Source organism: Pseudarthrobacter sp. fls2-241-R2A-127 (assembly GCF_030209355.1).
GTDB lineage: Bacteria > Actinomycetota > Actinomycetes > Actinomycetales > Micrococcaceae > Arthrobacter.
Window position 1 is genome coordinate 87,543 of the sequence record NZ_JARVSF010000043.1, and the last position, 24,499, is coordinate 112,041.

Below are 24,499 nucleotides of genomic sequence, written 5' to 3' on the forward strand. Positions count from 1 at the left end.
CGGAAGCCCGTTCAGACGGGCAGCGGCTCCTTGGCGCCTTCACGAGGTGCCGGCTCGACGGCGGGTTCCAGCTTTGCGTTGGCCCATTGCCGCAGGGGCCGCTCCACAAAGCGGAACGACGCGTATGCCACCAGTACGGTGAGGACGGCGGTCAGTGCGATGCGGAGGGGCAGTGCCGGGATCAGCCGCATCAGCAACAGGTACACCGGCAGGTGCCACAGGTACATGGCATACGACAGGTCGCGGCCGGGCTTGGCGAGCCACGGGTGGCTCAGGATCCGTGCCGCGAATCCGGCCGGCTGGAGCACCAGGGCACCTATCAGCACCGCGGACAGCAGGGCGAGCACGGCGGGCCCGGCAGCCCAGAAAGCGGTGAACCATACCCCGGGCGTGTCCGGTTCCTTCAGCAGGAACAGGGCGGCCGCAAGCGTGACTGCCGCCAGGGGGGCACCCCAACGGGCTACAGACACCAATGCACCATGCAGCCGGGAGCCGTCCCGCACGGAGGTGAACAGCAGGGCAAGGGCGCAGCCAATCAGCAGCTCGTCTGCGCGGGTATCCGGGCCGTTGTAGATCCGGGCCAGCGGCTGGCCGTCGGCCACCAGAAGGAACCGGTTCAGCAGGAACGCGCCGGCCACTGCCAGCGTGGCGAAGGCGACCGTGCGGACCTTCCAGAATCGGAGCATCACCAGCAGCAGAAGAGGCCACACCAGGTAGAACTGCTCCTCGACGGCAAGGGTCCAGGTGGGGCCCAGGGTTTCCCCGGCGATGGAGTCGCCGAACACGCCAAAGTGCGCCAGGTTCATCACGTAGGTTGCCGCAGGCAGGACAAACCCCGCCTGGCCGCCCCAGCCCGAGGCCGGGAACAGGAAGCCGCCCACCAGGATTACCGCGCAGAGCGCCAGCAAAGCGGGCCAGAGCCGGGCCAGGCGCTTGGCGTAGAAGATGCCCAGGTGGAGCCGGCCGGTGGCGCTCCACTCCTTCATGATCAGCAGCGTGATCACAAAGCCGCTGAGCGTGAAGAAGACGTCTACGCCGATCGATCCCCCGGGGACCAGATCGGTGGCCGTGTGAAAGAAGAAGACCCCTGCCACGGCGATGGTGCGGAGCCCGTCCAAGGCATGCTTGCGCCCGGCGATGAGCCCCGTTCCGGGCGCTGCCGGGCGTTCCGCGGATGACAAAGTTCCACTGCTTGACCTAAAAACCACTAAGCAAGCATATATAACGTTTCCATAACTGCCCTGTATGGAAGCTGGGCGGAACCTGAAAACCGGGCTCCACATCGTGGCTTGTGGCCGGACGCCGTGCCTTCTACATTGAACACATGGTGGACCAGGACTTGGCAGAAGATTTCGAACGGCTCGTCGACCTGATCGGCAGCACGGAGGACATTAAATCCGTGTTGGACGCCATCACCACGTTCGCGGCGGTCACCATGACGGACACCACCGGCACGTCGGTTGAATGCGCCGTCACGCTGCGCCGGCGCAAGCACACGGCCACCATTGGCGGCAGCAGCAGCAGCGCGGTGGTGCTGGACAGGATTGAACAATCCCTGGGAGACGGGCCTTGCGTGGACGCCCTGGATACCGGTGTTCCCGTCCTCCTTGGTGACGTGGACTCCGATCCGCGGTGGCCGGAGTACCGCAAAGCGCTCTCCGCCGCCGGTATCGCCAGCGCCTTGGGAGTCCCCATGCATCTGCAGGACGACGCCGGGGCGGTGCTGGATTTCTTCGCACCCGTCAGCGGGCTGTTCAGTGAGCGGGCAGTGGCCGAGGCTGTGCGGTTCGCCGGCATGGCAGGCATGGCGCTGCGCCTGGCCATTCGGATCGCATCCGCGGACCAGCGCGCCGAGAACCTGAAGGCGGCAATGGACACGAGGACCGCCATCGACATTGCCTGCGGGATCCTCATGGCACAGAACAAGTGCAGCAAATACGAGGCTTTTGAGCTGCTCCGCCGCGCCTCCAACACGCGGAACCAAAAACTCCATGATCTTGCCCAATCCCTGGTGGACCGGTTCACCGGATCACAGCCCACCGCCGCCTATTTCGAGGACTAAGGCTCCGGGCCGGTGGCCGTGGAACCGGCCCGGGAGCCAGCCACGCTGCTGACTCCCGGAGCGTAAGGCACGGATGTGGCCCACCCCCGAACCATGGATCCCCTTGGCCCACCCCAGAACCATGGATTTCCTTTGGGCCACACCCGCGCCGGCTATGTGGGCGGTAGATACACGCAGGGCATTGGCCTGGTTGCGGTGGGGAGAGCGGTCACGGATAGTCCTCAGACGGTGCATTGTTGGCCGTCTGCCTGACCTTGGGCCAGCGTAGCAACTGATCCGGGCTTGCGGACAGCGTCTCGACGCGAAATTTTGGGTCAAGATCATGCAAGGATTTCAGCGCGCGGCACCGAACCACTCCGCCAGCGCGTCCGGCAAGCCCGAGGCGGAGTGCTCACCGACCCAGGCCACATGGCCGTCCGGACGCACCAGGACTGCCGTGGGTGCGGGCACCACGCCCAGCACCGGAAGCTCCCACGCGCCGTCGTACGTCCCGGAAACATGCTGCACCCGCCCAGCCCACGCGCCCGCGTCCAGGGCGGGGCCGCCCAGTTCCAGCAGGACGGGACGGGCCTGGTGCAGGAGCTGATACATCCGCACGGATCCTCCAGCGGTGGAAACGTCCAGGTCCGGCATCCGGCGCCCTGCCAGGGGGTGGCCCGTCCCAGGCCCGTAGGCGACGTCGAGCCCGGTCACCAATCCGGCCATTGGAGCACCGGCGCCCTCGCGGCGGAGGACTTCGTCCAGGAGGTCCCGCAGCGCCTCCTGCCGCGGATCGGCTTTCTGGAACAGGGACTGGGCCATGGTGTATTTGAGCGCCCGGGCCCCTGCCGGGTGGCGCTCCGCATGGTAGGTGTTCAGCAGCCCATTCCCGGAAATTCCACGGACCACCTGCCCGAGCTTCCAGCCGAGGTTCACGGCATCCTGGAGGCCCAGGCCTATGCCCTGCCCGCCGGTTGGGGAATGCACGTGCGCGGCGTCGCCGGCCAGCAGCACGCGGCCTTTCCGGTAGGACTCCGCCTGCCGGGTGGCATCCGTGAAACGCGAGAGCCAGGCAGGGCTGTGCACGCCGAAGTCCGTGCCGAACACCTCGGCCAAGGCACGGCGCAGGTCCTCCATGGTCGGCTCGGCGGCTCGGACCAGCTCCGCTTCGGTCACCACCACCCGGACCATGCCCTCCCCCATCGGGTAGAGCCCGTGAATGCCGCGGGCGTCCACTTTGCCCTGCTGCACGGGTTCCCCCGCCACCTTCACCTCGGCGATCAGGCTGCTGCGGGTGGCGTCCGGGCCGGTGAAGCCGATCCCCGCCGAGCGCCGCACCACGCTGCGTCCGCCGTCGGCGCCCACGACAAACCTGGCCCGCACGGGTCCGCCGGCCGCGAGCTGGACGTCCACGCCGTCGTCGTCCGCGGCCACTCCGGTGACCTCCACGCCGCGCCGGACCTGAACGCCCAGCTCCTGGACCCAGCCCAGCAGCAACCGCTCAATGTGGTTTTGGAACAGGGCCAGCGTGTAGGGGTGGCGCGTGGGGAGGCCGCCCAGGTCCAGCTGCGTGGCGCCAAACGTTGCCGCCTGCACGGTCTTGCCTTCGGCGAGGAAACGCTCCGCGATACCGCGCTGGTCCAACAGCTCGATGGTGCGCGCATGGATTCCGCCCCCGCGGGAGCCCGCCAGCTCCTGGGACGGCCGCCGTTCCAGGACGAGGGCGTCCACACCCGCCAGCCGCAGCTCCGCCGCGAGCATCAAACCCGTGGGCCCGCTCCCCACAACCACCACATCATGCATGTTGTCCCCCGCCCTGCGCCCGCACCCGACAGCCGGTCTGCGGCACCCAGTATGCGACAGCCCGGGGGCCTTGCGGCAAGGCCCCCGGGGCGGGATACCTTGGAAGTACAGGGAGTATTGCTTTTAACGCGGGTGTGCCGCCTTCTCCAGGTTGGGGGTCCCTGAGAAGGCGGCACTGCATCCAAAGTACTGGCCGGACATGGCGGGTGTGCCCGGCAACAGCCCTTTCGGCCGAAACTTTAACGATTCCTTTACGCCCGGCGTAAAGGAATCGATGACGGCGGCGGTGCAAACCCTGCCGCCCGGGCGATCTTTTTGAAAAGCGTTGTCGATCCGGGCTTTCCCTGCGCGTCGTATGGGTAGGGGCTCCAACAGTGGGCTCTTATTGACAAGCGAAGGGAGTTTTCAATGTCCAAGTATCTGATCCTGATCTACCAGGACGAATCGGTGGCCCGGCAGGCGGAAGGCGAGTCGATCAGCGCCAACTACCAGGAGTTCATGGAACGCCGCGGGGCTTCGCTGATCAGCGGCGCTGCCCTGCATCCGTCCTCGACGGCGACATCCATCCGACGCGACGGGAGCGGAGGGTTCCTGGTGACGGATGGGCCGTTCGCCGAGTCGAAGGAGACACTGGGCGGTTACTACCTGGTCGAGGCGGCCGACCTCGACGAGGCGCTGAAGATCGGCAAGGAGGTGCCCGCGGGCGTCGGGGTCGAGGTGTGGCCGGTCCGGGTGGTCAGCTGATGGCGCGGGCCGCCGGCTCGGAGGTTGCTGCCGCGGTTGCCGATGCGCACCGGCGGGAGTGGGCGTTCGTGCTGGCGGCCACCGTGCGGGTTGCCGGCGACATCGACGCCGCTGAGGAAGCCGTCCAGGACGCGTACGCCAGCGCCTTGTCCACGTGGGGCGGGAACGGTATCCCTCACAACCCCGGGGCGTGGCTGACGGTGACGGCACGACGACGGGCCTTGGATATGCGCCGCCGCGCGGCAACAGCGGAGCGGGCGCTGCCCAAGCTCCTTGACCGTGCGGACAACGAGGGCGACGGCGCGGAGGCTGACGATATTCCCGACGACCGGCTGCGGCTGATCTTTACCTGCTGCCACCCGGCCCTGCCCCCTGAGGCGCGGGTGGCACTGACGCTGCGGCTGCTGTGCGGGCTGTCCACTGCCGAGGTGGCGCGGGCGTTCCTGGTCCCGGAGGCAACCATGGCGGCGCGCATCACCCGGGCGAAGAAGAAGATTACGGCCGCAGGCATCCCCTACCGGGTGCCGTCCTCGGACGAGCTGCACGAGCGCGTTGACGCCGTGCTGTCGGTGGTCTACCTCGTGTACACCACCGGTCACACGGCACCCGCGGGAGCCGACCTGATACGCCGGGACCTTGCGGAGCGCGGCGTGGAGCTGGCCCGGCTGCTGCGTGAACTGCTTCCTGCCGACCCCGACGTGGCCGGGCTCCTGGCTCTGGTCCTGCTCACCGAAGCACGCCGGGACGCCCGGGTGGATGAAAACCAGGACCTTATCCTGCTGGAGGACCAGGACCGGTCCAGGTGGGACAAGCACGCCGTCACGGAAGGAGTAACCCTCCTGCGCGAGGCCCTGGCGTCCCGGCCCCCGGGCCGCTTTGCCCTCATGGCAGCGATCGCCGCCGTGCATGACGAGAGCGGGTCCTGGTCCGGCACCGACTGGCAGGAAATCCTGGGCCTTTACGACCTGCTGATGGAGCGGTGGCCCTCCCCGGTGGTCCGGCTCAACCGCGCCATCGCGCTGGGCTTCGCGGTGGGGCCGGCCGAGGGGCTGGCAGAACTGGATGTTCTCGGCGCCGAGCCGCAGCTTGCCCGGTACCAATACCTGGCCGCGGCGCGCGGCGACTTCCTGGTCCGGCTGGGCCGTCCGGAGGAGGCGCGGGTGGCGTTCCAGGAGGCCTTGATCCTCACCGACAACGAAGCGGAGCAGCGCTTCCTCCGCGGGCGCCTGGGCGGCCTGGCCGGCTGACGCCACCGGTCAGCGGTCCGACGTGCCCCAAGGCAAAGGGAAAGCCCCTCCTAGGAGGGGCTTTCAACGTAGTGGTTGTCATTTGGCTTCCGATATTGGTCGGTGTTGATGCACTCCCCCTTCCCGGACGCCCCCGGGCGCCCATCCGGACTATGACCTAAATCACTTTAGTGACCTTCCGCTAGGGCGTAAAGACCCTGATCCCAAAAAAGGCCAGAAGTTCGACGACGGTTCCTGCCACTACCGGACGCTTGGCGTGAGCTGTATGCGCTTGGCCAGTTCGTATGCCCCGTGGCGGTCGTCTTCGTTGGCGACGAAGACCCGGCCGATCAGCAAGGCGGCTTTGTGGGGCACATCAATGCGGGTCATTCCGGGTGGCGTTTCGCCCGCCCATTCGGGTTTGCAGAGGAAGAAGTCACCGCTGGCGGTTCCGGTGGTACGCGTGCCCACATAGGCAAAGTTGCCGCCGCTGGCGGGATCGGTAAATTGGACGCTGAAGTAGCGGTCACCCATCCCGGGCACATGCAGTATTTGCGGTCCGGCGCTGACGTCCAACCAGCCGCCAACGTAAAGGACGTCGTCGGTGCCGGTAGCGATGACGCTGCCGGACAACGCCGACTGGGAGGAACTGTCCGGCACGGCGTAAATCGTGTTGACGGGGATCGGTCCGCCGCCTAAGCCCCGCCTGGCAAATATGCGTTTGAAGCCCCCCACCGTGATCCGCGGCCAGAGGTAGATGAAGACGAATGTACCGATCAACCAGACGGCCACAGCTATCGCGGCCGGCAAAACGATCGCACCCGGGCCACCGGCCGCGATTCGCCGGTACGTGACCCACGCGAAGACTGCCAGGATGGCGATTGTCGCCGGACTGGCGTATTTCAGGATGAGGCGATTCATGGCTGAACCATCACGACCGGCGGAACCTCGTACCGGCCATCGATGATGGCCGGTCCGGGCAGATAGGCGCGGAGCATGAGCTTGAATCGGCCCTGCGGTGTGGCCAGCCAGTTCGGCGCCGCAGTGGATGGCTGGTGTGGCTGCAGGAGTAGGTCCACCGAGCCATCGGCGTTAGGCACCAGGCCAGAATGGTTGTTGACCGTTGGCCGCCCCTCTGGCGAGTTGACCATGTACCCCACCGTGTCCGTCGCGGTGAGCGACCAAAAGGCGTTGTTCGGAGGGAGCTGATCTGCTGCGAAATGAAGGCGATACGCATGCTCGCCACTGAAACGCTTTCCCTCGCTGTCAGTGGTCGCTGTCCAGTAAGCGGCTTCTTCGAACACGTTGACCACAGGGAGCGCCTTCTGCAGGGCCGCCCTGACCAGCAGCCCGTTACCTGGATGACCAGCGTTGCGGACCGCGCTCCAGCCGTTAACGGTCTTCGTCTCACGCTTCGCCACCCCGTTCAGGATCAGGACGGTGGTCAGGAACGCGAAGGTCAGGCCCATGATCAGGCCCTGCACAACACCGGAACCCGCAACCCAGGCAAGGAAGCCGCTCACCCCGGCATCCCCATCCCGGCACGCGTGTTAATCCGGAACCATGGCTTCGAGGTTTTGGCAGTCATGCGTGAAAATCTAGCCCGGTTTCCTCCATACAACGACCCCAGGGCAGCACCCACGCCGGTAGGCGGAGGTGTGCAGCACTATGCTTTTCGAGGAGGGCAGAACCGTGAACAAAAACCGCCTTGAGGCGTTCAGCGATGGCGTGCTGGCCATCATCATCACCATCATGGTGCTGGAGCTGCGCGCACCGGAGGAACCCACCTGGCACGGGATCGCCGGGGTCCTGCCCACGTTGTTGAGCTACCTGCTGAGCTTTGTCTATGTCGGGATCTACTGGAACAACCACCACCATCTGATCCAGCTGGCAGACCGGGTCAATGGCGCCATCCTCTGGGCCAACCTGCACCTGCTGTTCTGGCTCTCCCTGTTTCCCTTCACCACCCGGTGGATGGATGAGTCTGCGTTCGTTGAAGTTCCGGTGCTCATTTACGGCATCAACCTTCTCTGCGCCGCGATCGCTTTTTACGTCCTGGAGCAAGCACTCATTCGTGAACAGGGCAGGACCGGTTCCGTGGCACGCGCGCTGGGACGGGACTGGAAAGGGAAGGCCTCACCGCTGATCTACCTGCTGGGCATCGGGCTGACGCTCGCCCAGCCGCTTCTGGGAATCGCCATCTACACGGTGGTGGCACTGATCTGGCTGGTCCCGGACCGCCGGGTGGAACACTTCGTGTACCGCGCCCACCAGCCCGACGACGCCAGCGGCCAAGAAGCCTCCGGCCCCACCGTGCCGTAGGTTTCCACAAACAACACCTCTGCCAGGACGGAAGAATGACCCTGGAACACCAGCCTCAGGCACACGCGGCCGTGATAGGTACCGGCCGCTGGATTGCCGCCGCGCGGGCCCTTGAATCTGCGCGGGAGGACAGGCTTTTCAACGACCCGTGGGCCGGACAGCTGGCGGGAGAAGCCAGAAAGGCTGCCCTCGACGCCGCGCCCTACAATCCGTTCCTGCCGGTCCGGACCCGCTATTTTGACGACCAGATCCTTCGCGCGGCGCAGCACCACCAGCAAATCGTCCTCCTCGGGGCCGGCATGGACACCAGGGCCTTCCGGCTCCCGCTGGCGGTGCCGTGCACCGTGTTCGAGGTGGACTACGCGGAAGCGTTCGCCGAAAAGGAAATCATCCTGGACACCGCACAGGCCCGCTGTGAACGTCGCTGCGTCCACGCTGACCTGTCCGGCCCGTGGACAGGAGCCCTGCTCGATGCCGGCTTCGATCCGGGACGCTCCACGGTGTGGGTAGCCGAAGGGCTCTTCTACTACCTCGCGGCAGCTGATGCCGCGTCCCTGGTCAACACCGCCGCGGCGTTGTCCGCCACAGGCTCCATTTTCCTCGCCGATATTTTCGGCACCGGTCTCCTGGCGCTGGAACACATGGCACCACTGGTGGCCGCCCGGAAGAAAGCCGGCCGCCCGCTGCCTTTCTGCACGGATTCGCCCGAGGCCTTGTTCGAGGCAGGTGGGTGGAGCAGCACCACGGTGGTCCACCCGGGCATGCCGGAAGCAAACTTCGGCAGGCTAAGCCCCCATTCCGGCGCACGAGCAGCCGGGCACGATTCGAGTCTGCGCACCCACCTGGTGACCGCCACACTGTCTTGACGGCCCAGGCCCGGGATTGACGGGCCAAGACGGCCGGTTGCTCCGCCTTGGCCTAGATGTCCGCCAGCAAGGACGTGGGATTCTCGATGGCGTCCGCCACGAAGCGGAGGAAGCCGCCTGCCGTGCCGCCGTCGCACACCCGGTGGTCAAACGTCAGGGTGAGCTCGGTGACCTTCCGGACAGCCAGTTCGCCGTTCACCACCCACGGCTTGTCGATGATCCGGCCCACGCCGAGGATGCCCACCTCGGGGTGGTTGATGATCGCCGCAGAGCCGTCGACGCCGAAAACGCCGTAGTTGTTCAAGGTGAAGGTGCCGCTGCCCAGCTCGGCAGGGGTCGCCTTGCCGTCCCGGGCCACCTGGGTGAGCCGGCGGATTTCGGCGTCCAGTTCCCGGGCGCTAAGTTTCTCGGCGCCGCGGACGGACGGCACCACCAGGCCACGCTCGGTTTGGGCAGCGAAGCCGAGGTTGATCCCGTCGAAGGACACGATCTCCTGGGAGCCGTCCTCCGCCGTTTCGATCCGCGTGTTCAGTTCCGGGTACTTTTTCAGGCCTGCGGTGACGAACCGTGCGATGAAGGCAAGCAGGCCGGGTGCCTCTGCTCCGCCGGGTTTGAGTCCCTCGCGCAGCTCCATCAGCGCGGTGGCATCCACATCCACCCACACCGTGGCTTCCGGGATTTCCGAGCGGCTGCGTGACATGTTCGCCGCCACGGCCTTCCGGACACCACGGACCGGAGTTCGGGCGGAGATGGCCAGGCCGGTGCGTGGGTCGCGCCCTTGGGCTTCAACGGTTTCAACAGGACGTTCCGGCTCCGCCACCCGTGTCGCCTCAGGCTCAACTGCAGGCGCTGCCGACTTCAGTACAGCCTCGACATCGCGCCGCATGATGAGTCCGCTGTCGCCGGAGCCTCGGAGGCCGCCGAGGTCAACCCCGTGCTCCCGGGCCATGCGCCGGACCAGCGGTGAGATCACGGCGCCAAGCTTGCCGGGGACGCGGGTGCGCAGGAGGGTGAGATCGTCTTCGCTGGGCTTTGGTTCAGCAGGTTCAGCAAGCGCGACGGCGGTCTTCGGGGCGCGGGTGCGCCGGGCTTGGCCATGACCGCCAGGAGTGCCATAACCGATCAACACATTCCCGGACCCGGCCTTTTCTTCCTCGCGGTACGTTTCCGCTTCAGCCGACGCGGATGATGCCGCCCCGGGAGTGGCATCTAAGGAACCGGACGAGGGACCCGATGCGAGCTTGCGAGCATTGGGAAGTCCGGTGCCGCTGTCGGAGCCGGCAGCATCGTCCGCAGGACGAATGCTGCCCGGCGAAGGGGCGGGGGCGGCATCATCCGCGGCGGCCACCGGCGTCACCGAGATCAGAGGCTTCCCCACGTCCAGGGTCTCCCCCGGCTTCCCGTGCAGCTCGGTCACGATTCCGGCGTAGGGCGACGGCACCTCCACTGCGGACTTGGCGGTTTCCACCTCGGCGATGGGCTGGTCAACAACAATCTCGTCGCCCACGGACACGTGCCAGGCGACCAATTCGGCTTCGGTGAGGCCCTCACCCAGGTCCGGCAGCAAAAATACGCGTGGTTCGCTCATGGTCAGTTCTCCCACTGAAGGTCGTCAACGGCGTCGAGGATGCGGTCCACGCCGGGCAGGTAGTACTTCTCAAGTTTGGGCGCCGGGTACGGGACGTCGAACCCGGTGACGCGGCGGATGGGGGCGGCCAGGTAGTGGAAGCAACGCTCCTGCACCCGGGCCACGATCTCGGAGGACACGGACGCGAACCCATGTGCCTCGGCGATCACCACGGCCCGGCCCGTCTTGCGGACGGACTCGCACACGGTCTCATCATCGAACGGCACGATGGTCCGCACGTCGATGACCTCCAGCGAGCGCCCCTCCAGCGCAGCGGCTTCGGCGGCGGCGAGCGCGGTGGGAACGGACGGACCGTAGGCAATCAGCGTGGCGTCCGTGCCGGGACGGGCGACGGCGGCCCGGCCTTCGGAGGTGCGTCCCGCCGTCGTGCCTTCCGCGTGGTGGCGGCGCAGCTCACCCAAGTCCACCTGGTCCTTGGTCCAGTACATCTTCTTGGGCTCCATGAAGATGACGGGGTCATCGGAGTCGATCGCTTCGCGGAGCATCCTGTAGCCGTCAGCCACGGTGGCCGGGGTGTAGACCTTCAGGCCGGCCGTGTGCGCGTAGTAGGACTCGGAGGAGTCGCAGTGGTGTTCCACTCCCCCGATGCCGCCGCCGTAGGGGATGCGGATCACCAGGGGCAGCTTGACGGCGCCCTTGGTGCGGTTGTGCATCTTGGCCACGTGGCTGACGATCTGTTCGAAGGCCGGGTAGGCGAAGGCGTCGAACTGCATTTCGATGACCGGGCGCATCCCGTTGATGGCCATGCCCACGGCCATGCCCACGATCCCGGATTCGGCCAGCGGGGTATCGAAGCAGCGCTGCTCGCCGAACGTGGCGGTGAGGCCGTCGGTGATGCGGAAGACGCCGCCCAGGAGCCCTACGTCCTCGCCGAAGACCAGGACGGAGGAGTCTGCTGACATGGCGTCGGTCAGGGCGGTGTTGAGGGCTTTGGCCATGGTGACCGGCTGCGGGCCGGCGGCTTCGGCGGATGCAGCAGCTGACGCTGCCGCGCGGGCTGTGGCGGCGGAAACGTTGCCGTTGGCCTCGGACGAGGTGGTGATGGTGGGGCTCACTTGCCGGCCTCCTTCGAATCAGTAGCGGCGGCGTCGCGGGCCAGCTCGTCGGCGAGCAGGGCGGCTTCTTCCGTCAGCTGCGGTGTCTGCCGGGCGAAGACGTGCCGGAACAGTTCCTGCGGGTCCACGGGCACATCCTCGCTGAGGCCTTCGCGCAGCTGCGCGGCAACGGCCTCGGCGCGCTCGCGGATCCGCGCCTCGCCGTCGTCGTCCAACAGCCCGCGGTCCGTCAGGTAGGTGCGCATCCGGTTGACCGGGTCCTTGGCCCGCCACTCCGCAACCTCGCTGTTCTCCCGGTAGCGCGTGTCGTCGTCGGCGTTGGTGTGGGCCTGCATGCGGTACGTGTTGGCTTCCACCAGCAGCGGGCCGGAGCCTTCGCGGGCGAGCTTCACGGCGCGGTCCAGCACGGCGAGGAGCGCCACGACGTCGTTGCCGTCCACGCGTTCGCCCGCCATGCCGTAGCCCACCGCTTTGTGTGCGAGCGACGGCGCCACGGACTGGTGTGCCAGCGGCACCGAGATGGCGTACTTGTTGTTCTGGACGAAGAAGATCACCGGCAGGTGGAAGACGGCGGCGAAGTTGAGGGCTTCGTGGAAGTCGCCTTCGCTGGTGGCGCCGTCGCCGCACATGGCCAGCACCACGGTGTCCTCGCCGCGGAGTTTGGCGGCGTGGGCCACCCCGACGGCGTGCAGCAGCTGGGTGGTCAGCGGCGTGCACTGGATGCCCACCTTGTATTCGAGGGGGTCGTAGCCGCCGTGCCAGTCGCCCCGGAAGATGGTCATCACCTGCACCGGGTCCACGCCGCGGGTCATCACGGCCACTGCGTCGCGGTAGGTGGGGAACATCCAGTCGCCCTCGGACAGGCACAGTGCGGCGGCAACCTGGCAGGCTTCCTGGCCGTGGCTTGAGGGGTAGACGGCCATGCGGCCCTGCCGGACCAAGGCGGAGTTCTGGTCGTTGACGCGGCGGCCGACGACGAGTTGCCCGTACGCTGCCAGCAGTTCCTTGTCGCCGGGCACGGGGTATTCGTGGCCGGGCTGGGTGCCCTGCTCACCTTCGGGGATGAGCCGGCCGTCCGGGTCCACCATCTGGATCTGGTGCCGGGCGGGGAGCATGTAGTCCTCCACCGTGATGCCAAACTTCTTCACAGCGTCGGTCAGCGCGGTTCCTGCTGACTCGGTGCTGGTGGTGTCCGGCGCGGTGTGGTCTCCGGAGATCGTCATTGGTCCGTCCTTCGGTTGCCACTATTCGCTCCCAGTATGGTCCTGCAGCAGGTTTCGTATCTACCAGGTGCGCAAATCGTGGAGAAGCTGCTCCCAAGTGCCTAATATGGAAGACGATTTATAACTGTGACGTGGATTACCGACTGGAGCCGTGGACAAAATGTCTGGCAAGGATGCCGCAACCGAGGTCCCGCTGGATGAGATTGACCGGCGCATCATCACCGAGCTCACCCGGGACGGCAGGATGTCCGTGACCCAGGTGGCGGAAAACGTCCACATTTCCCGGGCGCACGCCTATTCCCGGATCGCCCGGCTGACCGGCGACGGGGTGCTGACCCGGTTCACGGCGCTGGTGGATCCCATCAAGGCGGGACTGAAGTCATCCGCGTACGTCACGCTGAAGCTGAAGCAGGATTCGTGGCGTGAACTCCGGGACCAACTCGGTGCCATTCCCGAGGTCCACCACATTGCACTGGTGGGTGGCGACTTCGACGTGATCCTCCTGGTCCGGGCCGTGGACAACATCGACCTGCGCCGGGTTATCTTCGACCAGCTGCAGTCCATGCCCGGCGTGCTGGACACGCAGACGTTCCTGGTTTTCGAGGACGTGGATACGCGCTAGGAACTGCAGGTAGGCTGGCTGGGCTCACCGCCGGCGACGCGAATGGTCGCCCCCGACGCGCAGTTTCCATGCCGCTGCGCGTCCCCAGCACAGGTTCTTAAGATGCGGCACTGCCCCTTAAGGAAGCCTTAGGAACAATTACTAAAATCATTAGTTTTGTCTTGACTGAAAAGATGCCCCCGTCTTGAGGCTGGCACTTTAGCCTTTGGTGCAGGCCCCTAATCGTTGGATAAACGTACTCCTTCGGGTGGCGGCCACTGGAGGCTTGCCGGCGGCGCGGGCCCCAGGGCGGTCCGGATCTGAATGATGGTTTGTTCGAGGTCCTTCGCCTGTCCTGCCGCCAAACAGCCACAAGTTTCCGGGCCCGAACGGGTTCCGGGGTTCTACCGGGGCCGGCGGCGTAATGCGCCCTCCTGAGACCGGGGCGCATCCCCCAGTCGTCGTCGGCCCCTTAGCTCAGGTCTCTGTTCCAGCACCATCAGTTCACGACGCTGACGTCACCCGCTGCCTTGTACGCGGCCGATCAGCCACCACTGGTCGGTGAGGCATCGGGACGTCGGCCCAGCCACGACCAATCACTTCTGCTTCCAGCCCACCCTCTCGGCAGCCCGGACGGGTGGCGATGAAGCAGGCCCGGAAACCCTGCCAGGCGCCGCGAGCGCCGTCGAACTGCCGCGGGGTCCGCCCGGAACCCGCCAGCTGCCCCAAGGAAGACATGACGTCCCTCAAATCTCTGCTGCACGACACCTATGCCCGCCAGATGTTCGTCTTTGTGGTGGTGGGACTGGTCCTGTCAGCCTCCGTGCCCTTCGGCAGCCGGCTCCTGAGCATCGACTCGCCCGTGCTGGTGCTGGCGGCGGCTGTCCTGCCCCTCCTGCTGGCGATCGCCCTGATCGTCACCCCGCGCACCTCCAAGGCTGACCAACGGGCCGAAGGTCGTTCCCAGGAACGACTCGGCGCGGCTTTGCTCCTGTACTTGTCGCCTGTCCTGCTCCTCAACGCCGTCTACCCACTGGTCAGCCCGGCGATGGCCAGGGTCGATGTTGCCGGTGTCCCGTTGACCTATGTGGTGCTTGCGTCCTCGGTCACCGTCCCATGGCTGGCCCAGGCGGCATGCCTGCCCATCTACCGCGTGCTCGGTGACCTGATGGCCGAGCGCAACCTGGGTGAAATCACGCGCCGGTTCTGCCAGTTCTGGCCACTGATGTTCGTCCAGTCCCTGCCGTTGGTGGCAGTCTTCGCGGTTCCATTGTGGCTGGCCACCGGCTGGTCCTGGAACGCCATGCTGCACTACGTTCTGCTGTGCGTCCTGCACCTGCTTTTCGTGCAGTCCCTGGTACTCGCCAACGTCGCCAACCGCCGGGGCCTGTGGGCAGCGGCCTGGTCGGGCTACGCGGCAGCCCTGTTCCTGGCGCCCACCGCGTGGTGGCTGCCGCCGCTGGTGGGAACTGCCACCCAGCTCGTCGCCATCGGCACGAACCTGCGCCACCTGAGCGTCACCAAGCACCTGGACGCCCGCGTGTTCGGTGGGGACCTGGTCCGCGGCCTGCTGCTGGGTGCCGTCCTCTGGGCCGACAAATACGCACTGTTTTTGGTAACCGGTGGAGCATTCCAAGTGGTGGCCGTCTTCGCCGCCATGCTTCCGGCCGTGATCGCCTACAACTTCTACTTCGTCCACCTGGCACCCGGCGTTGACAGGGCCCTGGGCCGCCTGCACAAGGACATCGCCACCGCACCCGTGGCCACCTTGAAGGGCAGCTCCGTTCGGCTGGTCCGCGTCCTGGACCGGTCCGTGGTCCTCACGGGAGCCATCGCCGCCCTGCTCACGCTCACGGTTTCGCTGGCCGTGTCCGGCCTGGATCCCGCGGACACGGTACTGACGGTTGCAGCCGCTCTGGCTTCCTGGGCGTTCATGATGCTCACGCTCCTGAACTACGAGCTGGACTTCATCGGCGAGAAAGTCACACCCCAGATCATCGGCGCCGTCCACCTTGCAGTCTGCATCGCCGCGTTCGCCGGAGGAGCCCACCTGATCGGTTCGTCCCTTCACTCGGCCAGCTACCTGATTCTCGGCGCCGCGGACATGGTGCTGATCGCCGTCGGCTGGACCCTGTACAAGCGGCACTGGAGCCAGCCCGAGTACACGCTCTTCTGGCGTCATGCCACCACGTGGTGACCGGCCACCACTGCTCTTCCCCCAGTCAGACCGAAAACGCTTGAGCCTTCAGAACACCAGGTGAGGAAACCAACCATGTACTCGACACTTAGGAACCTTAAGACCCGTTGGAACAGCAACCCGTCGCCGTCAGTGATCCCGGCGGGACCGGCAGCAGCACAGGCGGCCTGGGATGTTGAGTACCAGGATGTTGACGTTGCGATCGTGATGGAGTCCACGTACCCCTACCTGAAGGGCGGCGTATCGGCGGTGGTGCACGACATCGTGACCCACAACCCGGACCTCAGCTACGGCATCATCCACATCACCTGGGACTCCAGCGCGCCCCTGACCGACCTGTACGGGATGCCCGCGAACGTGTGCTGGGTGCGGACGGTATTCCTCAGCATGGAGGAACACCGCGACGATTACATGGCGGTCTCCGTGAAGGACCTGGGCATGGACCCCAAGCAGCGTGAAGAGCTTTCCCACCGCCTGTTCGACGCCATTTACGCGTTGTCAGAGCGCGGCGAGGTTGACCCACTCTGGGACCTGATCGACGAAGGCCTCAACAAGCGGACCCGGCAGTACCCGCTGTGGGCCCTGCTCGGATCACGGGAATTCATGCAGGCCCTCCATGAGCGCATGCCGCAACTGAACCTGCCGCTCGCGGAATCCTTCTGGGTGCTCCGGAACTTCTTCTCGCTGGCCTACGCCATCACCGGCGAAACTATGCCGCGGGCCAAGGTTTACCACGCCCACACCACCGGCTACGCCTCGCTCCTCGGGGCAGCGGCAGCCAGGGACCATGACACGTCCTTCCTGCTGACCGAGCACAACCTGTACGTCAGGGACACGGTCAACACCCTGCTGGACCGCAACATGGCCCTGTCCATCACTGCGGACGATTACCGGACTTTCGACGTGACTGCCGAGCAGCGCGCGTGGATGGCGTGGTGGACCGAGATGGGGCGCTTCTGCTACCCCAGCGCCCGCCTGATCACCTACCTCTACCCCAGCGCCATCACCGAGGCAGCCCGCCTGGGTACGGACATCGACAAATCAGTGGTGGTGCCCAACGGCATGGTCATCGAGGAGTTCGACGAGAAGTACCGGGCGCGCCGCCAGGTCCTGGAGACCCTCCGGCAGGACTCCGCGGACCACGTCTGGCGGCTCGTCTACATTGCCCGTGTTGTCCCCATCAAGGGCCTGCTGGACCTGCTCTCCAGCATGGCGGTCCTCACCGAGCGCGGGTACCCCAACCTGCACCTGGACGTCCTGGGCCCCACCGAGCACGTGCCCGAATACTACGAAGCCTGCCTCGCCAAGATCGAATCGCTGGGCCTGCACGACAAGGTCACCATCCACGGCACGGTCAACGTCCGCGAAATGCTTGACCAGTTCGACCTCCTTGTCCTTCCCAGCTACAACGAGGGCCAGCCCATCGTCATCCTGGAGGCCATGGCCGCCGGCATTCCCACGGTTGGTTCCGATGTTGGCGGCGTGGCCCAGCTGATCGCCGATTACCTGCTGACCACCGACGGGAAGACCATCGGCGCGTGCGGTGAAACGGTGACCCCAGGCAACGTGGTGCAGATGGCTGATGCCGTGCAGGCCGTCATCGGCAACCTGGACGCCTACGGCGAATATGCGGCCAACGCCCGCACCCGAGTGCAGGAGTTCTTCCAGATGCACGAGGTCATGTCCTCCTACAACCAGATCTACCGCGCCCTGGGGGACCTCCCCGTTGCGGCGGAGACCGCGGAAGCTGCGGAGACGGCGGAAGCTGCGGAGCTGAAAGTGGAGCTTCCCACGGAGGTCCTGACAGCGGTCCAGCTGTGACGGGCGTGGGGGCGTGGATCCGCTACGGTGATCCGGTTTCACCCGAGCAGATCGATTTTGCCGCGGAGCACTACCGCGCCGCGATCCTGCAGCCGTGGGAGTTGGAGGCGGCGGCCGAGCTCAAGCGCCGCCGCCCGGACATGACCGTCCTGTGCTACAAGTGCCTGTCCTCCACCCGGGACTACGAACCGGGCCCGATCTACAGTTCCGGCGTGTCCCACCGGGAGGCAGAGGACGACGGCGGCGCATGGTTCGCCAAACGGCTCACCGGCGAGCGCATCGAGTGGAACGGATACGGCGGGCACTGGCAGATGAAGGTGTGGGACCCTGCGTACCGCGCCCGCTGGGTGGAGAACGTCACCGCCGAGCTGGCCGGGTCCCCCTTTGACGGCGTCATGGCCGACAATGACGTCTTCGACGACTACTACGGGATCCAGCCTCCAGTGCAGGAAGCCGCGTCCATGGCCGACTTCCGGGACAGCCTGGGACAGCTGGTCCATGCTGCCGGTGCGGCGCTGAACAGCATAGGCAAAGTCCTGGTCCCCAACATCGCAGAGTCACGCCGCGAATCGGGCCGGTGGGCCTCCCACGCAGCATACGGCGGCGGATTCGAGGAAGTGTGGCTCGGCTTCGGCCCGTCCGACCTGTTCGACCCGCGCACTGCCGAAGCCCAGCTTCCGCAGGCAGACGGGCCCGGACTGTCGATCCTGCGCGTTCCCACGGACGGGAATGACGGCCACCCGAATTTCCGGTACGGGCTGGCGGCCTTCTGGATCTTCGGCGGCGGCCGCGGCTCTTACGTGGCCACCGCGCATGACGACTACAGCCGGACGCAGCACATTGCCGAACTCGATTGGTCCTTGGGAAGTCCCCAGGGGCAGCCGAAGGGCCAACGGCATGTGTGGTCCCGGACGTTCACCGGCGGCTGGGCCGCGGTGAACTTCAACAATGACGGCCGCAGCAGGCGCCGCATCAAGGTACCTTCCGGGCTCGTTGATGCCGCCGGGCAGCCGGCACCCAAACACGTGGTCCTGCCCCCTCAGCGGGGCGTTGTCTATCAGCGAGGGCAGAAAAATTAAGATCCTAGTCACCGGTGGCTGCGGCTACATCGGTTCCCACACCATCCTCCGCCTGCTTGAAGGCGGGCACGACGCCACCGTCGTCGACAATCTCAGCAATTCGCAGTACGAATCGCTGCTGCGGGTGCAGAAAATCGCCGGCCGCGAGCTGGTGTTCCTTGAAGCGGACATCACGGACCCGGTGGCGCTTGACCGGGTCTTTGAGCACAACCCGGTGGACGCCGTGATCCACTTCGCCGGCCTGAAAGCCGTCGGCGAATCGGTCCAGGAACCCTTGCGCTACTACCGCAACAACGTCACGGGAACCTTGAACCTCCTGGAATCCATGGACGCCCATGACGTGAGGACCCTCGTCTTCAGTTCCTCCGCCACCGTGTACGGGAACAACCCGCAGATGCCGCTCAAGGAAGGCTATGCACGCGGCGCCACCAACCCCTACGGCCGCACCAAACAGCAGATCGAGGAAATCCTGATCGACCTGCAGGCCTCGGACCCGCGCTGGCGGATGGCGCTGCTGCGTTACTTCAATCCCGTGGGGGCCCACCCATCAGGCTTGATCGGCGAGGATCCCTTGGGGCCGCCCAACAATCTCTTCCCGTTCGTGAGCCAGGTGGCGGTTGGCCGCAGGGACACCGTGAACGTCTTCGGCAGCGACTACCCCACTCCCGACGGGACGGGGGTCCGGGACTACATCCACGTCATGGACCTTGCTGCCGGACACTCGGCTGCGTTGGACTACCTGTCGGACCACCAGGGCGTCCACACCTGGAACCTGGGCAGCGGCCAGGGACACTCCGTCCTGGAGATCATCCGCAGTTTCGAAAAAGCGGCCGGGCGCTCAATTCCGTACAACCTCGCGGACCGGCGGCCAGGGGATGCCCCTGTCAGCCTTGCCGACCCGTCCTCCGCGTTCCGCGACCTCGGCTGGAAGGCTGCCGAGACGCTGGAGAGCATGTGTGCGGATTCCTGGCGCTGGCAGGAGAACAACCCCAACGGATACCGCACGGAAGCGGTCCCCGCGGTGCCGTAGCTGAGGGTGGTGACGTCCTTGGAGTGCGTGGAGGTCAGGACGCAGCGAAGTAGCTGCGGCCCAGCGTGAGCCATCCCGGGAGTGTCTGGTCCTGGGTGGCGTTGGCGAAGCGCAGGGGAACCCCGTTGTTCAGCGGGTTCACGGGCCGCATGACCAGCGTGTAATAGCCTGCCGTGAGTCCGCTGGTGCTGATTTGCGTCTTCCAGGTGGGAGACATCCCGGGTTTGAGGGTGGTCAGCTTCCAGGAGGTGGACCAGGTTCTGGCAACCTTGCCGTCAGAGCCGACGGCGGCCACCTGGACCGGCCAGTCGTAGTAGAACGGCGCCGTTCCGGTGTTTCGCAGCGCAACGTTGAGGTCGTTTTGGCCCTGCTGGGCTCCGGGTGCCAGCGAAAAGCCCGTTGCCTGGAATCGGTACCCCAAGGACGTAGAAGCCGCGGCTGCTTTGGCCGCCGCATCTGCCCCGTATTTGGGGCTGAATGCGTACTGGTTAAGGATCCAGGAGGCATGTGTTGCTGCAACGCTGCCGGGGAAGTCCTTCTGGTCCGGGTCGGCCACCGAGGGGCAGGGAACCGGTGCGCTGAAGATACAGGGCTGGAGTTCAGGGCGCAGTTCGCCGCCCACGGGCTGGGTAAGCCATTTGTCCGTTGCTCCAGACTGCTGAAGCTTGTCCACGAAGCTCCAGCCTGATCCGGGCAGGGTTTCGGCCGCGAATGAGTCATCGTGATAGCCAACGTTCATGCTGCTGTTGGTTGACGTTGGGTAGCGCACCTGGAGCTTGGTCCTGGTAAAAGCGGTGGTGTAGGCCTGCAGGATGCTCTGTTGGTTGGTGGCCGAGGCTGACCAGTTTTCCGGGAGGCGTATCCGTCATGCGGGTAGGTGTGCCACTCCCCCCAGAATCCCAGGAGTCCCATTTCGATGAAACCGATGCGGGGATCACCGTCGTAGCGGGCACCGAACCCGGTGATGAACGCGTTCAACGCCTGGACCAGCCGGGGGTCGTCATAGTTCGGGGACACGCTGATGCCTTGGTTGCCGTAATCGGCATAGGAGTGGGTGGCCAACCCGGCATCCAGCAGGTACTTCGGCACGCCCGTGGGGCGGCCGGGGTAATCGAGGTAGAACCTGAACACCGCCTGGTGGCCGCGGGAGGCGATGGCATTCAACTGCGAGTCCAGGGCGGACCAGTTGTAGGTCCCAGCGCCGGTAACCACGGCATTCACCGGGATGTAGAACCACTCCATTGAGTATGGGAGGGCCTCATACGGCCCGGCATAAGGAACAAAGCCTTGAAGGGGGTTACTGGCTGGTGCCGGGCCGGCGGCCAAGGAGGTCCATTGACCCGGTTGGATGTCCGCCGCCGTGGCCGCGGGTACGGTGCTTGCTGCCGGAATGGCAAGGGAGACCGTGGCCGCCAGCAGGGACAATGCCGCTGCCGCTTTTCGCAGTCCCCTGGATTTTCCGAATGGAACAGCATTCCCTAAAAAGTTGACAACACCCAGCCCGTGCATCGCTTTCACAGAAGCTTCTTCCTAAAGCGGTGCCAAGCACCAGAGACCAAGAACCACATAACGTCGCCCCACGCGATGGCGCTAATTCAAACTGATTCCCGGGCAATGTACAAGGGAAACAGCGAAAACGCATGCAGTATGGCTCAGTCCTCCGGAATTTCGGGTGCGGCCATCCGGTAACCAAATCCGTGAACCGTTTCCACCCAGCGGGGGTTTGCGGCACTGTCGCCCAGTTTCCTGCGCAGGTTGGCAATGTGGACCTGGATGACCTGTTCGTCCGCGGCGCGCTCACTTCCCTCCGGGACGCCTTGGGCCGCCCGCAACGCCTGAGCCAGCTCCTCCCTGCTTTGGATCGCTCGTCCCCCGGCCAGGAGGGCATGCAGCAGGTCGAACTCGGAAGCGGTGAGTCCCTGGTGCTCAACACCGTCCTTGCGCACGGTCCTCGTGGGAGGGTGCAGCTTGAGTCCGTTGTGTTCGAGGACCACCGGCTGAGTCTCCACGGCGCCGGGACCGTTCGCGGCATTGTCGTCCTGCATGTCGAGCGAAGAAACGTCGAGGGAAGAGACAGTGAGGTGCGGCGTGTCAGTGCGGAGCCGGGGACGCCGCAGAAGTGCCTCCACCCGGTACCGCAACTCGCGGGCCCGGAAGGGCTTGGTGAGGTAATCGTCCGCTCCGGCTTCCAGCGCCAGGATGGTATCCATTTCACTGCTGCTTGCGGTCAGAATCAGAATGTAGGCATTACTGAAAGCCCGAATGCGGCGCGTCACTTCAAACCCGTCGATATCCGGCAATCCCAGATCCACAACCACAACTTCGGGTTTGTGCCGGTCCACAGCGGCCACCCCGGCCTGCCCGTGGCCGAACGCATGGATTCCGAATCCAGCCTCCTTCAGAATGCCACCAACCACCACCTGGAGGTCGGGGTCGTCCTCGACGACTACGACCTTTCCCCGTTCCAAACAATTCCCCCAATCCAATTCCCTGGTCCAGCCGTGTTCGTTTCCTTGCAACCCCTAATTTCGAAAGTTTTCGGTGCTGGCGGCCAGGCCATTTTTGGCCCTTTTACACGGTAGTAAGCGTTCGCAGCCAGATAGGCCCTGGATTGGTGCAAAGTTATGCAACTCACCTAATTGCCCACCCAGGTCATCCCACCCTCTTTGTGGACGCAGCGGGCTCCGTCCACATATCTCCATCAAAGTGCAGAATAGGGCGTCTTCCCGGCGTTGGCCCGGGTACTGGGTACCTGCTTTGGGAGGCTGCACTACTTGCCCCAGGGTGCGCTTTTGCGTATCGACGCAGGTCAAAAGCTTGGCCATCCTAATAATAAGCAAGATTATGGTCTTCGCCAAGAAGATGACGGTGCGGACCGAACAGTGACACGCAGGCCGCCTGCCGTTAGCCGGGCATGGGTGCAACCCTTTCCTGCCGGCTGCGGCGTGGTCCGGAGCGGGCCTGAATGATGATGCGAGTAATTGAACATTCTTCCAAGTAGTGGAAATTCACCAGTCGCTGGAAATTCAGGTACCGCTACGTGTTGTTGCGCCCTTTCGCGTTCGTAAATATTGGGTCATCGATCCACCGGAAGGCACCTCGATGGAGCCACCTATGGGGGAACGGGTACTCAATCACACACACAAGGAGTCTTTCCATGCGCAAAATGACGAAGAAGAACAAGATCGCCGCAGTCGCCATGTCCGCTGCACTGGTGGCTGTTGGTGGCGGCGCAGCGTACGCCTACTGGAGCACCACCGGCGGCGGCAACGGATCGGCCACGGCATCGAACACCACAACCCCCGTCGCCATCAACGTCACAGTGGATCCCGGGGTTAACCCCGGCGGCCCCGCCAAGACCATCACCTACACCGCCACCAACCCCAATACCAGCAGCACTCCTGTGACTCTGATCAATCCTGTTGTCACCACGACGGTTGCGGCTGGGGTGACTGGCGTATGCGATCCTGCTTGGTTCAAGGCGACAGTGCCCGCCGGTCCGACAACCGTCCTCCCCGGCGCTACCACCGACCTGGGCACGGGAACGCTGACCCTGAGCGATCTCCCCACCACCAACCAGGATGCCTGCAAGGGCGCAACCATCACTGTGACGGTCGGCAGCAACTAACACACAGCCAGCCGGGGGCGGAGCGACTCTCCGCCCCCGGCTTGCCGTCATTTGCACCAAGGAACAAGGGGGCACAGGGTGCACGAGCAGGACGGGCCATCGCGGCACCGCACACGGACCGGCATCAAGGCAGCGCTGATAGCGCTGTTGTTGTTGCTGGCCAGTGCGGGAGCGCTGATAGCGGCGGCAAACAATCCAAAGCCGGGCATCACTGTGCAGGTCTCCCCTGCCAGCCAGTCCGTCCAGCAGGGCCAATCGGCCGCCTACACGGTGACGTTGACGTCCACCGGGGGCTTCAGCGGAGCGGTCACCCTGGCCACCGCGGGACTGCCGGCCGGCGCGTCAGGCGCCTTCACGCCGTCGTCCGTCACCCTTAACTCGGGCAGCACCGTAACCGCCACGTTGAACGCCACCATCGGCGCCACCACCCCGGCCGGCACCAGCACCGTGACCATCACGGGAACCGGCGGCAAGGTGTCCGGCAGCGTGGACGCCAGCCTCACCGTGAACTACAAGATGTCCACCGCGTTCTCTGTGGCCGCCGCCCCGGATTCCGTCACCGTCCCGCCGGGTGCCACCGCCGTGTACACCCTGCAACTGACCCGCAACAACTTCCCCGCCGCCGTCTCGTTCAGCGTCCTGGGCGGGCTGCCGGCCGGCGCCACGGCAACGTTCTCTCCCACAGGGACCACCGGCAACTCGAGCACACTCCAGGTGGCAACCACGGCCGCTTCACCCAGCGGAAGCTTCAACCTGTACCTGGTAGGGACCGGGAAGGACTCGGCCGGGAAGTCGCAGTACGCCTACGCAAACGTCCAGCTGGTCCTCGATTCAACCATCAAGCAGTTCGCCCTCTCCGGAAACGTGCCCGGGACATTGCAGCCCGGTACCTCGGCCGGGCTGGACCTGCAGATCAGCAACCCGAACAACAAATCCCTGTCCCTGACCAACCTGTCCGTAGCTATCGCGGGGGTTACCAGGAGCGCCGATGCCGTGGCGAAGAACCTGGCCTGTACGGCGGCCGACTTCACGCTTACCCAGTACAGCGGGCCATACCCGCTCGTGGCACCGGCAGGCAGCAGTTCACTGTCCGGGCTCCGCGTGGCACAGTCCGCCTGGCCGCGGGTGGGGATGCTGGACAGCTCCAGGAACCAGGACGGCTGCAAAGGCGCAACCCTCCAGCTCACGTACTCGGGTTCAGGACAGGGGAACTGA

At 65.5% G+C, this 24,499-nt stretch carries 22 protein-coding genes; 12 read left to right on the forward strand and 10 right to left on the reverse strand.

Annotated features, from left to right (window positions below):
* Positions 1 to 11: 11 nt before the first annotated feature.
* The gene (locus tag QRN53_RS20020; protein ID WP_285245554.1) at positions 12 to 1,181 is read right to left on the reverse strand and encodes an acyltransferase family protein; all 1,170 of its coding nucleotides are present in this window, start codon (positions 1,179 to 1,181) and stop codon (positions 12 to 14) included.
* A 143-nt stretch (positions 1,182 to 1,324) separates the two neighbouring features.
* Here QRN53_RS20020 and QRN53_RS20025 point away from each other — a divergent pair, with 143 nt between their 5' ends.
* Complete coding sequence (locus QRN53_RS20025; RefSeq protein WP_285245555.1) at positions 1,325 to 2,062, forward strand: GAF and ANTAR domain-containing protein; 738 nt, start codon at positions 1,325 to 1,327, stop codon at positions 2,060 to 2,062.
* A gap of 333 nt (positions 2,063 to 2,395) precedes the next feature.
* On the opposite strand, the gene QRN53_RS20030 is transcribed toward QRN53_RS20025, so the two are convergent.
* A complete protein-coding gene (locus tag QRN53_RS20030) occupies positions 2,396 to 3,844 on the reverse strand; it encodes an FAD-dependent monooxygenase (RefSeq protein WP_285245556.1) in 1,449 nt (482 codons plus the stop codon).
* 408 nt (positions 3,845 to 4,252) lie between these two features.
* Between QRN53_RS20030 and QRN53_RS20035 the strand changes: the two genes are divergently transcribed.
* Complete coding sequence (locus tag QRN53_RS20035) at positions 4,253 to 4,588, forward strand: YciI family protein (RefSeq protein WP_285245557.1); 336 nt, start codon at positions 4,253 to 4,255, stop codon at positions 4,586 to 4,588.
* The gene (locus tag QRN53_RS20040) at positions 4,588 to 5,835 is read left to right on the forward strand and encodes an RNA polymerase sigma factor (RefSeq protein ID WP_285245558.1); all 1,248 of its coding nucleotides are present in this window, start codon (positions 4,588 to 4,590) and stop codon (positions 5,833 to 5,835) included. The genes QRN53_RS20035 and QRN53_RS20040 overlap by 1 nt, the downstream gene beginning before the upstream one ends.
* A 240-nt stretch (positions 5,836 to 6,075) precedes the next feature.
* On the opposite strand, the gene QRN53_RS20045 is transcribed toward QRN53_RS20040, so the two are convergent.
* On the reverse strand, positions 6,076 to 6,735 hold the full coding sequence (locus QRN53_RS20045) for a DUF1254 domain-containing protein (RefSeq protein WP_285245559.1): 660 nt from the start codon (positions 6,733 to 6,735) through the stop codon (positions 6,076 to 6,078).
* Positions 6,732 to 7,337: a DUF1214 domain-containing protein gene (locus QRN53_RS20050; protein ID WP_285245560.1), complete on the reverse strand. Its 606-nt coding sequence runs from the start codon at positions 7,335 to 7,337 to the stop codon at positions 6,732 to 6,734. Before QRN53_RS20050 ends, QRN53_RS20045 begins: the two co-directional genes overlap by 4 nt.
* A 169-nt stretch (positions 7,338 to 7,506) precedes the next feature.
* Between QRN53_RS20050 and QRN53_RS20055 the strand changes: the two genes are divergently transcribed.
* Positions 7,507 to 8,136 carry a TMEM175 family protein gene (locus QRN53_RS20055; protein ID WP_285245561.1) on the forward strand — a complete coding sequence of 210 codons (630 nt, stop codon included), beginning with the start codon at positions 7,507 to 7,509 and terminating at the stop codon, positions 8,134 to 8,136.
* Between the two features lie 35 nt (positions 8,137 to 8,171).
* Positions 8,172 to 9,002, forward strand: a complete 831-nt coding sequence (locus tag QRN53_RS20060) for a class I SAM-dependent methyltransferase (protein WP_285245562.1) — start codon at positions 8,172 to 8,174, stop codon at positions 9,000 to 9,002.
* A gap of 52 nt (positions 9,003 to 9,054) precedes the next feature.
* Here the strand turns inward: QRN53_RS20060 and QRN53_RS20065 are convergent, their stop codons facing one another.
* From QRN53_RS20065 to pdhA, 3 genes are read right to left on the reverse strand one after another with little or no spacing between them, the layout of a single operon-like run.
* Complete coding sequence (locus tag QRN53_RS20065; protein ID WP_285245563.1) at positions 9,055 to 10,590, reverse strand: dihydrolipoamide acetyltransferase family protein; 1,536 nt, start codon at positions 10,588 to 10,590, stop codon at positions 9,055 to 9,057.
* Positions 10,591 to 10,592: 2 nt separating this feature from the next.
* Positions 10,593 to 11,705: an alpha-ketoacid dehydrogenase subunit beta gene (locus tag QRN53_RS20070; RefSeq protein WP_285245564.1), complete on the reverse strand. Its 1,113-nt coding sequence runs from the start codon at positions 11,703 to 11,705 to the stop codon at positions 10,593 to 10,595.
* Positions 11,702 to 12,928, reverse strand: a complete 1,227-nt coding sequence (pdhA, locus tag QRN53_RS20075; RefSeq protein WP_285245565.1) for a pyruvate dehydrogenase (acetyl-transferring) E1 component subunit alpha — start codon at positions 12,926 to 12,928, stop codon at positions 11,702 to 11,704. Before pdhA ends, QRN53_RS20070 begins: the two co-directional genes overlap by 4 nt.
* A gap of 160 nt (positions 12,929 to 13,088) precedes the next feature.
* Here pdhA and QRN53_RS20080 point away from each other — a divergent pair, with 160 nt between their 5' ends.
* From QRN53_RS20080 to galE, 5 genes are all read left to right on the forward strand, one after another.
* Complete coding sequence (locus QRN53_RS20080) at positions 13,089 to 13,550, forward strand: Lrp/AsnC family transcriptional regulator (RefSeq protein ID WP_285245606.1); 462 nt, start codon at positions 13,089 to 13,091, stop codon at positions 13,548 to 13,550.
* Positions 13,551 to 14,265: 715 nt separating this feature from the next.
* On the forward strand, positions 14,266 to 15,726 hold the full coding sequence (locus QRN53_RS20085; RefSeq protein WP_285245566.1) for a hypothetical protein: 1,461 nt from the start codon (positions 14,266 to 14,268) through the stop codon (positions 15,724 to 15,726).
* A 75-nt stretch (positions 15,727 to 15,801) separates the two neighbouring features.
* Positions 15,802 to 17,547: a GT4 family glycosyltransferase PelF gene (gene pelF / locus QRN53_RS20090; protein ID WP_285245567.1), complete on the forward strand. Its 1,746-nt coding sequence runs from the start codon at positions 15,802 to 15,804 to the stop codon at positions 17,545 to 17,547.
* The gene (locus QRN53_RS20095) at positions 17,544 to 18,626 is read left to right on the forward strand and encodes a putative glycoside hydrolase (RefSeq protein WP_285245568.1); all 1,083 of its coding nucleotides are present in this window, start codon (positions 17,544 to 17,546) and stop codon (positions 18,624 to 18,626) included. Before pelF ends, QRN53_RS20095 begins: the two co-directional genes overlap by 4 nt.
* Complete coding sequence (galE, locus tag QRN53_RS20100) at positions 18,622 to 19,656, forward strand: UDP-glucose 4-epimerase GalE (RefSeq protein ID WP_285245607.1); 1,035 nt, start codon at positions 18,622 to 18,624, stop codon at positions 19,654 to 19,656. The genes QRN53_RS20095 and galE overlap by 5 nt, the downstream gene beginning before the upstream one ends.
* A gap of 34 nt (positions 19,657 to 19,690) precedes the next feature.
* Here the strand turns inward: galE and QRN53_RS20105 are convergent, their stop codons facing one another.
* From QRN53_RS20105 to QRN53_RS20115, 3 genes are all read right to left on the reverse strand, one after another.
* Positions 19,691 to 20,395: a DUF4832 domain-containing protein gene (locus QRN53_RS20105; protein WP_285245569.1), complete on the reverse strand. Its 705-nt coding sequence runs from the start codon at positions 20,393 to 20,395 to the stop codon at positions 19,691 to 19,693.
* Positions 20,392 to 20,898, reverse strand: coding sequence for a hypothetical protein (locus tag QRN53_RS20110; protein ID WP_285245570.1), 507 nt, complete (start codon positions 20,896 to 20,898; stop codon positions 20,392 to 20,394). Before QRN53_RS20110 ends, QRN53_RS20105 begins: the two co-directional genes overlap by 4 nt.
* A 410-nt stretch (positions 20,899 to 21,308) precedes the next feature.
* Positions 21,309 to 22,124: a response regulator transcription factor gene (locus QRN53_RS20115; protein WP_285245571.1), complete on the reverse strand. Its 816-nt coding sequence runs from the start codon at positions 22,122 to 22,124 to the stop codon at positions 21,309 to 21,311.
* 689 nt (positions 22,125 to 22,813) lie between these two features.
* Between QRN53_RS20115 and QRN53_RS20120 the strand changes: the two genes are divergently transcribed.
* Positions 22,814 to 23,284, forward strand: a complete 471-nt coding sequence (locus QRN53_RS20120; protein ID WP_285245572.1) for a hypothetical protein — start codon at positions 22,814 to 22,816, stop codon at positions 23,282 to 23,284.
* A 78-nt stretch (positions 23,285 to 23,362) separates the two neighbouring features.
* Complete coding sequence (locus tag QRN53_RS20125; protein WP_285245573.1) at positions 23,363 to 24,499, forward strand: COG1470 family protein; 1,137 nt, start codon at positions 23,363 to 23,365, stop codon at positions 24,497 to 24,499.

What these genes read in the sequence shown, in the direction of transcription:
- QRN53_RS20110 (WP_285245570.1), bottom strand. Translation starts at nt 20,898, where the DNA reads ATGGAGTGGTTCTACATCCCGGTGAATGCCGTGGTTACCGGCGCTGGG.
- QRN53_RS20030 (WP_285245556.1), bottom strand. Translation starts at nt 3,844, where the DNA reads ATGCATGATGTGGTGGTTGTGGGGAGCGGGCCCACGGGTTTGATGCTC.
- QRN53_RS20085 (WP_285245566.1), top strand. Translation starts at nt 14,266, where the DNA reads ATGACGTCCCTCAAATCTCTGCTGCACGACACCTATGCCCGCCAGATG.
- QRN53_RS20060 (WP_285245562.1), top strand. Translation starts at nt 8,172, where the DNA reads ATGACCCTGGAACACCAGCCTCAGGCACACGCGGCCGTGATAGGTACC.
- QRN53_RS20120 (WP_285245572.1), top strand. Translation starts at nt 22,814, where the DNA reads ATGCGCAAAATGACGAAGAAGAACAAGATCGCCGCAGTCGCCATGTCC.
- pdhA (WP_285245565.1), bottom strand. Translation starts at nt 12,928, where the DNA reads ATGACGATCTCCGGAGACCACACCGCGCCGGACACCACCAGCACCGAG.
- QRN53_RS20040 (WP_285245558.1), top strand. Translation starts at nt 4,588, where the DNA reads ATGGCGCGGGCCGCCGGCTCGGAGGTTGCTGCCGCGGTTGCCGATGCG.
- pelF (WP_285245567.1), top strand. Translation starts at nt 15,802, where the DNA reads ATGTACTCGACACTTAGGAACCTTAAGACCCGTTGGAACAGCAACCCG.
- QRN53_RS20080 (WP_285245606.1), top strand. Translation starts at nt 13,089, where the DNA reads ATGTCTGGCAAGGATGCCGCAACCGAGGTCCCGCTGGATGAGATTGAC.
- QRN53_RS20025 (WP_285245555.1), top strand. Translation starts at nt 1,325, where the DNA reads ATGGTGGACCAGGACTTGGCAGAAGATTTCGAACGGCTCGTCGACCTG.
- QRN53_RS20035 (WP_285245557.1), top strand. Translation starts at nt 4,253, where the DNA reads ATGTCCAAGTATCTGATCCTGATCTACCAGGACGAATCGGTGGCCCGG.
- QRN53_RS20045 (WP_285245559.1), bottom strand. Translation starts at nt 6,735, where the DNA reads ATGAATCGCCTCATCCTGAAATACGCCAGTCCGGCGACAATCGCCATC.
- QRN53_RS20065 (WP_285245563.1), bottom strand. Translation starts at nt 10,590, where the DNA reads ATGAGCGAACCACGCGTATTTTTGCTGCCGGACCTGGGTGAGGGCCTC.
- QRN53_RS20105 (WP_285245569.1), bottom strand. Translation starts at nt 20,395, where the DNA reads ATGAACGTTGGCTATCACGATGACTCATTCGCGGCCGAAACCCTGCCC.